General features: G+C 45.9%; 8 protein-coding genes. All 8 read right to left on the bottom strand.

What is annotated here, in order from left to right:
* On the bottom strand, positions 1-3657 hold the full coding sequence (gene flcA, locus ABH09_RS03905; protein WP_253715283.1) for a periplasmic flagellar collar protein FlcA: 3657 nt from the start codon (positions 3655-3657) through the stop codon (positions 1-3).
* 148 nt (positions 3658-3805) lie between these two features.
* Positions 3806-5119 carry a M18 family aminopeptidase gene (locus tag ABH09_RS03900; RefSeq protein ID WP_253715281.1) on the bottom strand — a complete coding sequence of 438 codons (1314 nt, stop codon included), beginning with the start codon at positions 5117-5119 and terminating at the stop codon, positions 3806-3808.
* Positions 5120-5332: 213 nt separating this feature from the next.
* Positions 5333-7189 (bottom strand): RNB domain-containing ribonuclease, encoded by a 1857-nt coding sequence (locus ABH09_RS03895; RefSeq protein WP_253715279.1) that lies wholly within the window; start codon positions 7187-7189, stop codon positions 5333-5335.
* On the bottom strand, positions 7176-9020 hold the full coding sequence (locus tag ABH09_RS03890; protein WP_253715277.1) for a hypothetical protein: 1845 nt from the start codon (positions 9018-9020) through the stop codon (positions 7176-7178). The genes ABH09_RS03895 and ABH09_RS03890 overlap by 14 nt, the downstream gene beginning before the upstream one ends.
* 502 nt (positions 9021-9522) lie before the next feature.
* Positions 9523-10893: an MATE family efflux transporter gene (locus ABH09_RS03885; RefSeq protein ID WP_371922143.1), complete on the bottom strand. Its 1371-nt coding sequence runs from the start codon at positions 10891-10893 to the stop codon at positions 9523-9525.
* A 71-nt stretch (positions 10894-10964) separates the two neighbouring features.
* Positions 10965-11864, bottom strand: a complete 900-nt coding sequence (locus tag ABH09_RS03880; protein ID WP_162662850.1) for a MinD/ParA family protein — start codon at positions 11862-11864, stop codon at positions 10965-10967.
* Between the two features lie 75 nt (positions 11865-11939).
* Complete coding sequence (gene flhF, locus ABH09_RS03875; protein WP_253715275.1) at positions 11940-13262, bottom strand: flagellar biosynthesis GTPase FlhF; 1323 nt, start codon at positions 13260-13262, stop codon at positions 11940-11942.
* On the bottom strand, positions 13262-15364 hold the full coding sequence (flhA, locus tag ABH09_RS03870; protein ID WP_253715274.1) for a flagellar biosynthesis protein FlhA: 2103 nt from the start codon (positions 15362-15364) through the stop codon (positions 13262-13264). Before flhA ends, flhF begins: the two co-directional genes overlap by 1 nt.

Genomic DNA, 15364 nt, shown 5'->3' with positions numbered 1-15364 from the left:
CTATTTATCCTCTTTTTGTTCCAGCGCTCTCTCGTTTTCAAGTATCATCGGTATATCGGTGTAAATCTCTGATTGATACGAACTCTTTGTATTCAGCATATTTTGGGTATTCAAATAGGCCAAGCCGACCGATTTTGCACGGATCATCGTCTGAGGATTTCTGGTTAAAGCATCCCACGCACGGGTAGATTCCGCATACAGTGCAAGCGCACGTCCGTTCTTCTGAGAGTCGCCCGTTCGCTCGGACAATCTACTCAGCGTCGCACCCAAATTATTAGCCGTATGCATGTAACGCTCAATAAACGCGGCATCGTCAGGCCGAGTATTGGATAAAGCCTGTTCTTTTCGTGCATGCTGTGCATTCAACAAGCCTAAGAGTTCTTCGTATGCAGCCAACGCAGCAAAATAGTCACCCCGTTTAAAAAACGCGTTTCCAAAGCCATACAGTAAATTCTTATCGTGTGCTTTTTCCGCATATGCATGACTCATTGCTTCTATTGCCTGCCGATAATTCTCCTGTTGGTAATGTATATAGCCGATTCGGTAATTTACCGATGGCGTATTATACGATTCCTTTATCGCATTTTGATAACTGTCAAGCGCTGAGTCGAAATTATACGAAATAAAATAGTCGATATCGCCGTAATCCGCATAGAGTCTACCAATAGCTTTGTTCGGTGGCAACGGTTTAAATGCAGTATATTCGCGATATATATTCAACGCATCGGCATAAAGAGTTTGAGCTTCAAGGTATTTTTTTTGATCTACTAACTGCTCTCCCAATAGACGCATCGCATCAATATAATTACCGATACGCCGTGCAGTCATTGGAGCAGCGGTTTTAAATAACTTAATCGATTCTGTTAAATTTTCTATTGCACCGTCCTGCTTATTATTGTAGATAAAAAAACGACCTAAATGATAATATGCTTCCGGCATCATTTTATCCGCCTGCACAGCTTTTTCCAACAACATACGAACATCATCAATTTTTGAGCGGAGCTTTTCCGAATCGAGTGGCTTGGGATTATACCGTTTCTCAAGCAAATACCCGCTTAACTCGGTAAGATTTTCCGCACCGATTTTTGTTATACGGGAAGAAAAATGATCTTTGAGATTCAACACTTCTGCCAGATTATCGGTACGGATAAAATAACGCATCATCCGCACAAGAAAGGTATCATTTTCACCATAGAGCTCAATCAACCGACTGTAAATCTTTACTGCATCGCTGTACTTTTCAGGATCTTCATCCGCCCAATTCATAAACACATCACCAAGGGCGAGCATTCCATCCTTATCGTTGACATGCTGATCAAGGACGCGTCGACGCAAAACAGCTTCGGCTTTTTCGTAATTACGCAGATCAGTACTCAACATGTCCGCATATTCCAATCCACCCTTTTTATCGTTATTAAAGTCGTAAATTAGGCGAAGATACATTTTTTCTGCAGCAGCAAATTGTTTTTTTGCTCTAAAGGCACGGGCATACGAGAAATACCATTTCCTCTTCCGCTTATATTCACCTGCCCGATTGAATTTTTCTATTGCAGTTTCGTACTGGCCGTTCTCCAGATAGGAATATCCTGTCTTATAGAGGGATTCCGAGCGTACCGGTTTATAAATAAACTGCCATGATAAGACCGAAATACATAACACCAAAATAAGCGCAATGGCGGACATAACCGCGACAGGCAAGAATCGATGCACGAACCAGTATTTAAAGGTCTGCTTTTCTTTTTCGTAGTCTTCAACACTCTGCCGCTGAAATCCGCGTGGGATAGGAATCGATCTATTGGTTATCTTTTCGAGTTTATTGACAACTTTTTTAAGAGAATCTTTTTCCAATACAAGACGGATAAAGTTCATCTTATTTTCGGGACGGTCGTCACCGTTCGCAATATAGTCTTGAATAGCAAGCTGCACATTAAATGGGAAGGTTTCAAGCTTGCTTAAAAAACTGAAATAATCATCATCCGAGATTGTTAGAGCATCGCTGTTATCCGAAGAACCGGTACTCTTAGCGATAACAGAATCGAACATCTGCGAGTGGGCATCAGCCGAGAAATCTTTAAAGTTATCCGGAAGGTTGAATTGATCGTCAACTACTTCGGTTATGTTACTGTCGAGCGGATTTTCTTCCAAAGAAAACCCGTTTTGATCCCCACTATCTCCCTCCGGCTGACTAAAAAAGGTATCGGTTATATGCTCCGGCATACCGATACCATCAAACCCCGTATCTGTATGGGAAATCGGTTGAATCCCGATAGGTTCGGTGCTCGGAGCATCCATGCTAAATTCAAATAGAGAGGGATCCGATGTTTCAGTATTAGACGAGGCAGGATCATCTCTATTTTCGGAGAAGAGCGAAAGTTCATCCATATTGCTCAAGCTACCGGATTCCTCTGTATCACCGTCGCCCTCCGCTGCATTGGCAACAGCAGGGGTATTGGACGCGGGTGTTTCATCGGATATCGGGAATTGGACAGCCTCTTCATCATCGCCCATATCAGGGGCATCGAAATGGGAGACATCCTCCGTTTTATCCGAATCGGCGGAATCATCAGCATTGCTTGGAGTATCATCAGAAAGAGAATCGAGAGTCGACAAATCGATATCGGGAACAGTAATATCGGGAATGGTATGTTCTTCTTGGAACGTATCTTCATCTCCCGGAACTTCATCGTGTTCATCCAGCGTTTCCACATCTTCCGGAATCGTATCATCTGTTTTTGCGCGTTCATTCACTTTTATCGGTTCCGGGTCAAAATCAAAGGAAGAAAGCATATTGTCAAAATTAGACGAGTCGTCAGTGCCGGATAAGGCAGTATCGCCATGTGGCTCCTCAGGGAGTTCACCTGCTTCGGGCGCCTCCGGTACATCTCTCAAAATATCGTCATCAGATGATCCGGATTTATCAACATCGAGTTCGCTCAATTCTCCTAAACCGTCGAAAGGATCCGAGCCGGTCTTAAAATCGGTATCGTCAAAATCGGTATTAAAGTCAAAAGAGCTGTCGCCTTCATCCGGTGTTTGCTCCGAAGTTTCAAGATCAGCCGTATCGGAAACCTCGGCATCGTCTCCAGATATATTGTCAAAATTAAAAGAAGAGAGGAACGCATCCATGTCGGAGGTGTCAGGCATTCCTTCTTCGTCAACGGGATATGCATCGCCCGAAACGACTTCGGGCTCATCGGGCTTAGCGCTCAACCGACCGGATTGAGGCTGATCGGCAGTGGCTGCATCGTCTGTATGAATACTCTCGGCATTTTCTTGGGCAATTCCTGTGCCAGCTGCCTTATCCGCTCCGGAAGTTATAAAAGAATCGGTGTCACTATTACCGAGCTCGGTGGGGAAAGGGGTGTCCATCGATATATCGGGCGCATCTGTCACCGGCACCGTATCAAACATATCGGAGACAGGTTCCGTACGTTTTGATACGGGCTCAGTTTCTGAAGATTCAGCAACAGTACCTGCCACGTCAGCCGGTTTCTCAGTCGGCAGTAAAGCGTCAAGATCGATGTCGGGAACTTCCGCCGGATCCGGCAATGGAAGTTCATCATAGACCCGTTCGCCCCACCGAGCAGTTACTGCATCTTCGTGAGCAATATTTTTCAGGTCTTCTCTAAACTTTGTAATTTCATTTAAATTCGGCATAAGCGCGCACAAAAGCCCCTTTCTCTTGTAATTTCGGCATTTTTAACATACATCTTAAGGAAGCTCCGTATAGGGGATGTCTCAAAGCAGTTACAGCTACTTTTTCGGATACCTCCTTAGAAGCTCATTATAAATATGAGGAGCCTGATTACTCTTTATAATACTGATTAAACACTTGTGTAATGTATTCTTGATCCGCAACGCCGCCCAATTCGCGAATAGAATGCATCGATAAAATAGGATTGCCGACATCGACCGTTTTAATCATCAAATTCGTTGTCGTAATCGGCCCGATGGTCGTACCGCCTTTTATATCGGAGCGATTGACAAAGTTTTGGCAGGGGACACCGGCTCTTTTGCAAAGGTCTCTGAATATTCCTGCCGAAACGCCGTCGCTCGCGTAGCTCATCGATGCTGCAAGTTTTATAACCGGCCCGCCGTTTACAAGTGGAAAGTTAGTAATATCGTTTTTTTCGGGATAATTCGGATGGTAAGCATGCGCTTGATCGGCGGAAATCAGAAAAGAGCGACTCAACTGCTGTTGGAACAGTTCGAACCATTGCTCTCCTGCATCACACTGAGCAATCGTAATTCGCTTGAGCGTATCCGCAAAAAACGGACTTCCTGCTCCTTGCATGGTTTCCGATCCGACTTCTTCATTATCAAAGACACAGGCAGCTTTCACATAGTCTAACGGAGTATCTTGAGCAATGAGCGCATCGAGGGAAGCATAGGCCATACCGAGATTGTCGATTTTCCCCGTTGAAAAAAACTCATCGGAGTAACCGCAAAAACACCCCGGCTGCGTATCGTGCAGATAAAGATCAAAATCGAGAATCGTATCCGCAGATACGCCCAGCTGCTTTGCCAACAGCCTGACCAGATAGCCATCTTTTTCAAACTTTTTATTGATGATGCCGAGCAAGGGCAGCAAATCTTTTTGACGTTCGATTTTATATCCGTCGTTCACCTCACGGTTCATGTGGATCGCAAGATTCGGTATAATGAGCGGGGCTCCTTTAAACGAAACCAGCATATCCTTTGGTGCAAGAGGGTCGTCAGTTCGCACAACGACACGTCCCGCTGCAGAAAGCGGCCGGTCAAACCATGTCGAGAGGATCGCCCCGCCGTATACTTCGGTATTGAGCTTTAGGTAGTGATCCTGCACCGTTACTTCGGGATGCGGCTTTATGCGCAAGCAGGGAGAGTCGCTATGACTACCGATGAGCTTAAACCCGCGTGCTTTTTTCCCGCGGCTCATCTGCCATGCAATAAGAGCGCTCCCGTTTGCAGTTACAAAGTATTTTCCTGCGGGCTTTAAATTGAAGGCATCCGAAAGATTAAGATGGGTAAAGCCGGCCTCTTCAAGTTTTGTACCGGCATTTTTAATAACATGATAAACCGACGGACTTTTATCGATAAACCGCATCAGTTCACGGGCATATTGTTTCTGCATCGCCATATCTATACTCCTTGAGTGGCTCATTATATTATCTTCTTTAGTATACCTGTCTTTTAGGATTTTGGGAAGGTTGCGGAATGGAATTATAAGGTGTCCTAAAGGAGCCATTTCAGAAAAATCTGAAAAAGTATTGTTGAACGTGTAATCAACATACCCCGACGCAAGCGTCGGGGTATTAAACCCTCGCACGAATCAACGTTCAGCCTATAACGCTCATACCTGTTCAAACGAAGCTTGCAGATAGGCAAGACGGATACGGCGTACCTTTACGGTCAGTTCCTGATTAAGTTCCGGTTCGGTGTCCAAGGTCATATCACCTTCGTATCCAAGCGAGGGAATAAAGATATGAGCCTTTCTGCCCATCGCTTCGAGCACCACTGCCGTACCGCGCCAATCGGGATTTTGCAGCAGATACACGAGCGTCCAATGCTGACGGGATGCCCGTTCCGCAGAAACGCAGGCGCGCCCCGCCACATCCCCCGCCGCTATTTTAAGGATGAGATCTGCTGCAGGCGTTAGCGATTTACCGTCAATATAGTTTAACAGCTGGCGATGGCTGACCAAATCCCCGTAGCGGCGGAGCGGGCTTGTTACCTGTCCGTACATCGCAAGCCCGAGCGCAGCGTGCATCGACGGAATGGTGCCCACGCTGCGCGGACGCATGGCGCGCCGCTTCCGGTATTCCCCGGCAAGGCCGGACGGCAGCTTATTCGGCAGTTCGGGCGCCTCCTGACTGATGTATTGAAACGGAATACTGTGCTGAAAGGCAAAACGGGCGGCTGCCTCCCCTGCAAGCAGCATCATTTCTTTAATCATTGCAGCGGCTTCAGTCTGGATGACAGGCTGAACCTGCACCCGTTTTATGCCGTCCTGCTCCTTCAGTGTAATCGATACTTCGGGAAAATCGATGGATACGGCACCCGCATTCTCCCGTCTGATGCGGTTTTTCTCCGCTATGGCAAAAAGAGGTGCTAATGCGGGCGAGTCCTTTTGAGCATCGGCCTCTTCATACGTCATTCTGATAACCGAAAGCTTCGTGCGGTGGATACCTACTTCTTCGATTGCACCATCGGCACCGAGGAGCAGCTTAAAAGAAAGCGCCCAAGATATCGGCTTTAACCCGAGAGCAAAATAATCAACCGCTTTTTCGCCGAGCATTCGAGCAGCCCCTTCCGGTGTGTACAACGTTGCACCGCGGGCGCAGGCATCGGTATCGCTTTGCGTATCAGCCTGAATGGTGTCGGCAGGGTTTGCAATGTGAATCCACAAGTATGTCCCGTCAAAAGAAACCGCATCGTCGGGATCGGTACTGTTGGAATTGTCGATTGCATAGGCAGGGATTGCCGTCAAATCGAGCGGCGCTTTGGGCAACACCGGCTCGGGAATATCCGCTTTTGACGAATGGAGTGAATGACCAAAGCGTGCCGGATAGGGATTTTTTTCAATAGGCCAAAAACCTGTTTTTAGCAATATATCATGTGCCTGTTCGGGGGTTTGCTCCAACTTTGCATCTTTTAATATTTTAGAAGCGGAAGAACTCCCCAAGGCGAGCGCCTCAAGCTCTTGAAAAAACGGCGTATATAATTCTTTACTTTCTGTAAACGGCTTTCCCTGCATACAGGCGCGAAGGGCTGCGATAAAATCCTGTCGCAGTTTTTCAGCCTGCGCTTTTTCCGTTTGCTTTTGATTGAGCCGTTCTATTTCCGCCTGAGTACGGATACCGATCGGTTCTGCCGGCGAAGTACAGATAAAATAAGGCGAGGCACAAAGAGTTTCCCAGAGTTTCCAGCTTTGCTCCGCTGTGTACGTTCCCCACAGCAACTCCGCAAGTTCGGCAAAAGACGGCGTTTCCCCTTCAAAGAAATCCGCCGCTTCGCCGAAATCCGCAGCGGGTACTTCGGCATCGAGTGCTACTTTAATACTTCGGCATTCTCCGTTATGAAGCAGCACAATATCTTTTTCGCGTACTTTCTTTGTGCCGGATTCCAGCGTAATTTCAAACTTATCACCCTGCACATCGGTAATGAGTGCGGGCTGATTCTTATAGAGAACGAGATTACCTTTTTTCATTTATGTTCCGGATTGTAATGTTTCGTATTTTATTATTGCCGTACATCACCTGTAAGAGATTTCCCTGTTTGTGGTATATCAGTGCGTCGCAGCTGCGGTACATCGGTTTTCCACATACCTTTTCAAAAGCCTCACGGGAATCTCCGGTGCGGATGTCGTTAAAAAGAGTTAGAGATGACGGAAAGCCGATACTCATCTGCAGCACCGTACCGTCCCCATCTTTGGAGCGGATAATGAGCTCGGTATTCAGCAGACGATACAACCAACGTTCACTGTAATAATTATAGATAATGGTAGACGGTTTGTTCCACGCGCTCAATAGTTTATCGACCGTATCGCCAACAGATACATTGCGAAGAACAATCGGGACAACAGCTGCCGGTGCTTTTAAAACGTCGATTAGCCATTGTCTTTCTTTTGCAGCGCCTATTTTGTTGTTCAATTTTTTTAAGATGCGGAAATAATTACAGCGGATCAGCCGTTCATCAGCAGGAAATCCCGTCGTTACAAACAACACTTTACCGGTTGTTTTTTGAGCCGATGAATCGAGACAATCGGCAAGCAGCTGCTGCGCCTTTGTATAGTCTTTTCTTAGTAGAGACAACAGCGCAGCATAGTTTGCCCGAGCGGTTTTATCATCGGCTCCCGTATGGAAGAGATCTGCCTGTTCCGCAATGCTGAGTACGGTATCGCGCTCATGAGTCAATGGAGACGAAGCGAGCAGATACGCATAACTCGATGCGCTTCCGGCCTCGTATATCATAGTAAGATAATCGCTATATGCTTTTTTTGCCTGCTCATATAGAGCGCTGTTGTTCCGTGTCGGCATTGTCTTTGAAACGTAATCGGACTGTTCATCATCATCATTTTCAAACATAAAATCAGCCGATTGAAAGAACGTAAAAACCGATGCATTATCATACACTGCAGCAGGAAGAATAGCTGCCATCTCCGTATCTCGTTTATCAAGGCTGTTTAGCCAAGCCTGATGAGCAATCAAAGCATTCAAGCGATTGATATAAAGACTCTGCGGGAACAGCTGCAATAAATTACTCAACACGGTACGTGCATCAGCAGTTCCTCTGCGGTTCTGCAATGCAAACAGCACCCCGGAAATTTCTTCATAGAGATGCGTAATATCATCTCTGTTGCCGTTCAGCTGCTCAAGCCGTGCAGCAGGTTTTACAGAACCGGTTGAGAATGATGCAAATATCTTCGCCGTTTCCGTATCAGCGTAAAGCACAGCCAGCCGATTGAGCCATGTTTCCAATAACCCTTGAGGATAACCGGCAATAGTGAGTAATACACTTGCCATTATATCGACGGTGTAGAGCTGTTCAGGAGAAAGCGCTGTGTTTTTAGCGGTATTGTAATAGTTGAGCGCAAACTGCGCCACACACACTGCAGCAATGGGAGCAAAAAAGTTCTCGCGCTCGTTGTTTAAATTTCGTATCTTGCGCGTAGAACCGGATGTATCCATAAAAAGGAGTGAATCGATATAATCCAAAAGACCGGTACTTACAAGAAACGTCCCGTCGGGATACATCATACAGCGGGCATTTTTCCAGTCAGTTATGATTAAGCGCATCGAGCCGCGAAAGAGTTCGGTTCTTCGTATCAGCATAAAAAGAGACGTTTCGATAATATCATACCATTCGCCGACTTCACTCGCCGCTATTTCATGTGAAGATGTCTCCGCTATTTCATTGCGGTACACCTGCATCAGCCGCTCACGAGTATACATTCCCTCCGACAGCGGATCCGTAAAACCGGAAATTACAATAAAAAAAAAGGAAAGTAAAAAAAGAACCGTTCGGCGCATATCTTTCATACGGTAAAGAATATCATAGCAGGGCAAATATAGCAATCCAGGGTAAACGCATCAGATTCCTTTTGAAATATACGGCGTATCTACTGCGTTGCTGCACGAAAATTAATCCTCAACGTATCAAAGATACGCCTGCGGTTAATTTTCGCTCGCGCCTTGTATCTACGCCGTCTATTTCAAAAGGCTTACGGAAAGGGTGTTTCAGAACCGCCACAGATGGCGGTGGTTCCACGAAGCAGCGTGCCTGCGGGTGTTTTTTGTGCGCTCCTAGCATCTGTTTCGTCTATTTCAAAAGGCTAATGGAAAGTATATCTTTAACAACCTCCTGATTTTGCGATCTATATTTACTCGTCTGATGCGTTTGCCCTTCCGTAAGCCTTTTGAAAAGAACGAGGTAGATACAAGGAGATAGGCAAAAAAGTACCGCAGGCGTATCTTTGATACGTTGAGGACACTTTTTTGCCGTACGACGCAGTAGATGCCTTGTTATTTTCAAAAGGAATGACTAGTCGGTAACTGAATGAAGCCATTTACCGGATTTGATCCGCCACAGCCCTAGCAGCAATTTGAGCGGCTCTTCGCTAAAGAGGCACATATAGATAACCCACGGCGGAAGCGCGGTATGAATCGATACGGAATAGGCAAGCGGAATAGCGATCAGCCACATGATAAAGGTGTCACAGATCATGCCGAAACGGGTATCGCCGCCCGCCCGCACCAGCCCTATCAGAATACACATGTTGCAGGCTTTGAGGGGATAACAGCAGGCCAATACAATGAACAGCTTTTTAACCGTCGACAATACAACCGGCTCCACATTAAAAATAAACGGTACAAGATAGGAAATAGGAACCAGCACGGCGCCGATAAAGATCGCAACGATCGGAATAAACAACAGAACTTTAGCAGCATATTGCCGCGCTTCGCTGTCATGCTTTTCACCTATTTTCTTTCCGATTAAAACGCTCACACCATTCCCAAAGCCGATAAAGATAACCCATGTCAACTGAGAAATAGTATTAGTAATATTAAATGCGGCATAAGAAAACGTATTAATACTTGCAAAAATTTTGTGATGAAATGTGATACCGAAAGACCACAGCGTTTCGTTGAGCAGTACCGGCAGCACGATCAAGAGGTACACTTTTAAAAATTTAGCATCAAAGCTGAAATGATTTTTAAGCGTTCCTAAAACGGGGTATTTCCGATACTTTGTTACCGTAAAGGTAATAAAGAGCTCGACAAAGCGGGCAATAACGGTCGCGATAGCTGCTCCGCGCACACCCAGTGCGGGAGCGCCAAATAACCCGAAAATTAAAATAGCATTCAGCGTCGTATTGACAACCAAAGACACCAGCGTAGCACCGACCGCGATTTTCACTTTTTCGATGGAGCGCAGCGTAATCATCAGCATAAAATTTATCGCAAAAGGGATAAAGCACAATGCCGACAGTCTGAGGTATTGCACGCCGGTTTCGATAACGGCAGTATCCTTCGTATACAGCGACAGTATTTCTTTCGGCATACTCACACAGCAGACCGTAAACAAAATACCGAACGACACAGCCACTATCATAGAAATGCCGAGCGTTTTCTGTAAACCCTTAAAATCTTTTTTGCCCCAGAACTGCGCCGTAAACACCATACTGCCCGAACCGGTGCCATAAAGAATCAAGTTGAGTAAAAAAAAGAGCTGATTCCCCAAGCCGACCGCCGCAAGCTCTATGGTACCGAGTTTACCGATCATTACCGTGTCAAGGATATTGACAAAGGCGCTGAGGAAATTTTGCAGCATAATCGGTAGGGCAATCGTAAACAATGTTCTTAAAAATTTTTTATCGAAAAACACTGCCCTAAACCGCGCAGCCATCGTCATATAAGTGTTATCTCCATCAATCATACCCCGATGCAGAGCATTAGAGGTTCCCTTGTATGAATACCGCTCTCTTATTCCGTTTCCCAGCTACGTCCGAATAACTTTTTTACAAAACGGGCAAAACCGCCGGTTTCTGGAATTTCGGTTTTTTCCATGCGGGACACAATATGTTTTAGACAGCTGGATGCTTTACCATTCGGTTCTGCAATAATGAAGGGCTTCTGTTTTAAAACGGCTTTTGTTACTAAGGGATCATTATAAATAAAACCGAGATATTCGATTTTAAGATTCAAAAACTGAGCCGCGATATTGATCATCCGATCTGCAATTCGCTTTCCCTCTGCCGCCGAATCAACCCTATTGATAATCATCTTGAGGTTGAGGTTCATGTTATCGACTTCCGTTGCAATCACCTTGATAATACCGTACGCATCGGTGATGGCGGTAGGCTCGGAGGTTGTGATGATAACCACTTCGTCAGCAGCGGCGACAAAGCTCAGTACGTTCTTGGATACCCCGGCGCTCGTATCGATGATAATAATATCGACATCGGAAAGCGTGTACATTTCGTTAATAAATTCATTGCGTTCCGCTTCTGCCATATTCGCAATCTTTGCAAAGCCGGAAGCGCCGACGATCAATTTAATGCCGTATTCGGTGTCGATAATAATTTCCGACAATTTTTTTTGCTTTTTAATAACATGATACAAATTATACTGCGGAATAACATTCATAATGACATTGACATTCGCGAGTCCGAGATCGGCATCAAGAACGATAACCTTCTTCCCCATCTGCGCATACGCAATACCCATATTGGTTGCAACGTTAGTCTTTCCTACTCCGCCTTTGCCGCTAGTAACGGCAATAATCCGAGTCTTTTGCGCCGAATCATGGCCGCCTCCGGTATTACCGGCGTTTTTATTTATTTCTTTCATTAAGAGACGTAATCCGTCAGCTTGATCACCCATTTTTTTTCTCCACACTTTTAGCTTTTATCGAATCGATTAGGTTTCGAGCCCCTATAAAGCAGAAACTTTGGGAAGTTACTTTCTATCTTTACTAGAAAGTTGATTGATATATTCCACATCGACTGAAAAACCCTTCAGTTTTCTCAAAAAGGCTCCGATGTCTGCGGGCATAAGATCTTGAGGAACGGCCTGCCCTACCGTTATATACGTTATCGGTATATCCGTTTCCGAAATGATACTGAGTAAATTGCCGATATATGAGGTTTCATCAAACTTTGTAATAATCAGCGATTTATATTTAAAAACCGCATACTCTTTCATAATTTCCCGAATGTCGTTTATTCGAGTTCCGGCACATACCGTCAAATAGACTTCTGCATCATCGCCCAGTTCGGTAAAGTAGTTTTGCATGATCGAAATTTTTTCACGGTCTTTCGGACTGCGCCCGATGGTATCGATACAAATAACATCAGCTTCCTCACGATACAGCGCCATGCATTTACGCACATCGTCAGGGCTCGCAGCAACTGTAAGCGGAATCCCCATCAATTCGCAGTAGCGATTCATTTGATAGCTAGCTCCTATGCGCCAGTTGTCGATCGTAATAACCTTAACTCGTAAAGGTTTTCCCGATTTTTTACCGATATACTGAGCTGCAATTTTAGCTAATGTCGTCGTTTTTCCGACACCCGTTGGCCCGACCAATAAAACCACCCGCATTTTAGGCTGATTATTGGTAGGTTTAATTTTGATCGATTCGGCAAGCAGTTCAAAGAGTTTTTTCTGTACTGTCGAAAAGCTTTCGATTTCTGTATAGCTCAGCTCATCCTTCAGACGGGCAGAAAGCTTTTTAATATATGAAGGAGAAAAATCGTTTTCTTCAAGTATTTTCTGGACTTTAACAATATGTGCATGCTCGGCATCATCTCGCAACATATTCTGTTTTTTCATTTCCGCAACGAGGCGTTCAACTGTTGCGGCGAGCTTCTCTACAGATTTCCCCTCATCCGATGTAGAAACGGGTGCAGCCTTCTTCCCGAGGTTTTTTTTCGAAGTTATATCGACATATTGGCGCAGCTCATCGGCAGCAGCAGGGTTTTTATTTGCGTATCGCGTTACGATCTTAAGCCGTTCTTCTTCATCGTTCAGATTACTCACACCGCCCAATCTGGCTGGCGGTCTCATCGTCGGCTGTTGTTCCGATAGTAGGGATGGCCGCGGAGGTATTTTATCGTTTACCGTAAACGTTACTTCAACTACATCTTTTTCGAAAAGTCCGAAAAGTCGACTGCTCTTGGCATCTTTTCTTCTCCAGATAGTAACGGCATCACCATGCTTTTTTGTAATTTTTTTAAGACATTTGTCATACGTCGAATCTTGCTCAACAAAAAGTTCCATTAGTTTTTATCCTGTTCCAACTTAATCTCACCGATTACTTCAACTTGTATATCCTTCGAAATCTCGGGAATGGAGAGCACAACTAAATCGGGGATCTCCCTATCGGTTGAATTTTTAATCAAAATGCGAGCAGAAGCTTCGGGCGCCAATACAATCGGCAGAAAGCCATTTTTTTGCACGGTTGTAACAGCTTGAATAAGAGAGCGTATCCACATCCGCTGCTCGGACGGTTCAAGTGCCGCCATCGGTCCGTTCACCGTATCTATCCGACTTTCAACAATTTTTTGAGCAAGTGACGGTTCAATCGTCAGCACATGGAGTGTTTTATTTTCATCGGCATACTGTAAGCATATCTGTCTACCGAGCGCCTGTCGCACCTTTTCAACAAGGAGGGAAACATCGGAAGTAATCGGTCGGAAATCCGCAAGCGTTTCCAAAATAACGATCGTATTGCGGATGGAAACCTGTTCCCGCAAGAGGCCTTGCAGCACTTTTTGTACCTCGCCAAGGCTGCACACTTTTGCCGCTTCATCGATAACCGCCGGATAATCCTTGCGCAACGCATCCATAATACCCTGCACTTCCTGCCGCCCGAGAATTTCGGCTGCATGCTTTTTAATTACCTCGGTGAGGTGCGTCGCAATAATCGCAGGCGGATCTACCACCGTATAGCCGGCGCGCTCTGCTCGGTCGCGGTTTTCTTCGGATATCCACACTGCAGGTAAACCGAAGGTTGGGTCGACGGTGCGTTCGCCGGGTATTTCTTCGGAAACGCCGCCGGGGTTTATTCCGAGGTACCAGCCCATGCGTATCTTACCCCGCGCTACTTCGACGCCTTTAATTTTAAAGCAGTATTCGCTCGGCTCAAGCCGCATATTATCGATAATGCGAATACGCGGGGCAACCAACCCGAGGTCAAGCGCAGCTTCCCGACGAATGCGCGTAATACGTTCGAGCAGTTCCGCACCCTTGTCCTTATCGACAAGCGGAATTAACGCATAGCCCAGTTCCAAGGACAGCGGATCGAGCGGTACAATGGGTGCGATTTCTCCCTGCGCAGGTTCTCCTCCGGAGCCGCCGCGCTGCTGGCCTCCTTGCTTTTGCGTTGCTTGTTTTTCTTTTGCAGTTTGTTTGTACAGTTGTTCAGCCTTGAGAATTCGCCATCCGACAAATGCCAAAACAAACGCGATAATAAATAAGACAACATGGGGAAAGCCGGGGAGCACACCCATAATAGCCAGTGTACCTGCCGCAACAAAGTAAATCCAACCGATTTGAGAAAACTGCTTTTTGATGTCCTGCCCGAATGACCCCTCGTCGATCATACGGGTAACAAGCAAGCCGGTCGCTACCGACAAAAAGAGCGAAGGCAGCTGCGCCAGCAATCCATCTCCTATCGTCAGAGTCGTATAGGTGCGCAGCGCATTGGAAAAAGGCTCCTGCCGGAACACCATTCCGATAATCAAACCGGCAATAACATTGATAACCGTAATAAAAATACCGACTTTTACGTTACCTGACACAAACTGGTTTGCTCCGTCCATTGCACCGTAAAAATCATCTTCCCGCTGCAACTGTGCTTTCTTCTGCCGAGCTTCTTCGTCGGTAATAATGCCTGCGTTATATTCGGCATCGATCGACATACTCTTGGTCGGATGAGAATCGAGTTTAAAACGGGCGGAAACCTCTGCGACCCGCTTGGCGCCTTTCGTAATAACAAAGGCCTGCACTGCAATAAGGATGATAAAGATGACAAACCCGATAACGAGGCCTTGATTACCCGATGCACCGATAACGAAAGAGCTGAACGCCCGTATCATCGCACCGTCAAAGGCTTCCCCCTTGGAAAGGATAAGACGAGTGGAGGATACGTTCAATACTAATCCGAAGATGGTACTAAGCAGCAATAATGAAGGGAAAACCGAAAAGTCGGTAGCGCGCGCAGTGAACAATACAATCAACAATACGACCAAACTGAACGTGAGGTTCAGCGCCATAAAAAAATCAAGCAGCACGGTGGGAAGTGGGATGATAAACATCAGCACCATGAGAATGACGGTAAATGCAACTGCGATATCGATATTATACTTTTTTGCTGCCAT

Origin of the sequence: Treponema sp. OMZ 803, from assembly GCF_024181165.1 — a bacterium.
Classification (GTDB): Bacteria; Spirochaetota; Spirochaetia; order Treponematales; family Treponemataceae; genus Treponema.
This window is presented reverse-complemented; position numbering and strand designations above follow the sequence as displayed.

Excerpts from the sequence above, each read along its gene's own strand:
- flcA (WP_253715283.1), bottom strand. The coding sequence starts at position 3,657 with ATGCCGAATTTAAATGAAATTACAAAGTTTAGAGAAGACCTGAAAAAT.
- ABH09_RS03900 (WP_253715281.1), bottom strand. The coding sequence starts at position 5,119 with ATGGCGATGCAGAAACAATATGCCCGTGAACTGATGCGGTTTATCGAT.
- ABH09_RS03895 (WP_253715279.1), bottom strand. The coding sequence starts at position 7,189 with ATGAAAAAAGGTAATCTCGTTCTCTATAAGAATCAGCCCGCACTCATT.
- ABH09_RS03890 (WP_253715277.1), bottom strand. The coding sequence starts at position 9,020 with ATGAAAGATATGCGCCGAACGGTTCTTTTTTTACTTTCCTTTTTTTTT.
- ABH09_RS03885 (WP_371922143.1), bottom strand. The coding sequence starts at position 10,893 with ATGACGATGGCTGCGCGGTTTAGGGCAGTGTTTTTCGATAAAAAATTT.
- ABH09_RS03880 (WP_162662850.1), bottom strand. The coding sequence starts at position 11,864 with ATGGGTGATCAAGCTGACGGATTACGTCTCTTAATGAAAGAAATAAAT.
- flhF (WP_253715275.1), bottom strand. The coding sequence starts at position 13,262 with ATGGAACTTTTTGTTGAGCAAGATTCGACGTATGACAAATGTCTTAAA.
- flhA (WP_253715274.1), bottom strand. The coding sequence starts at position 15,364 with ATGGCAGCAAAAAAGTATAATATCGATATCGCAGTTGCATTTACCGTC.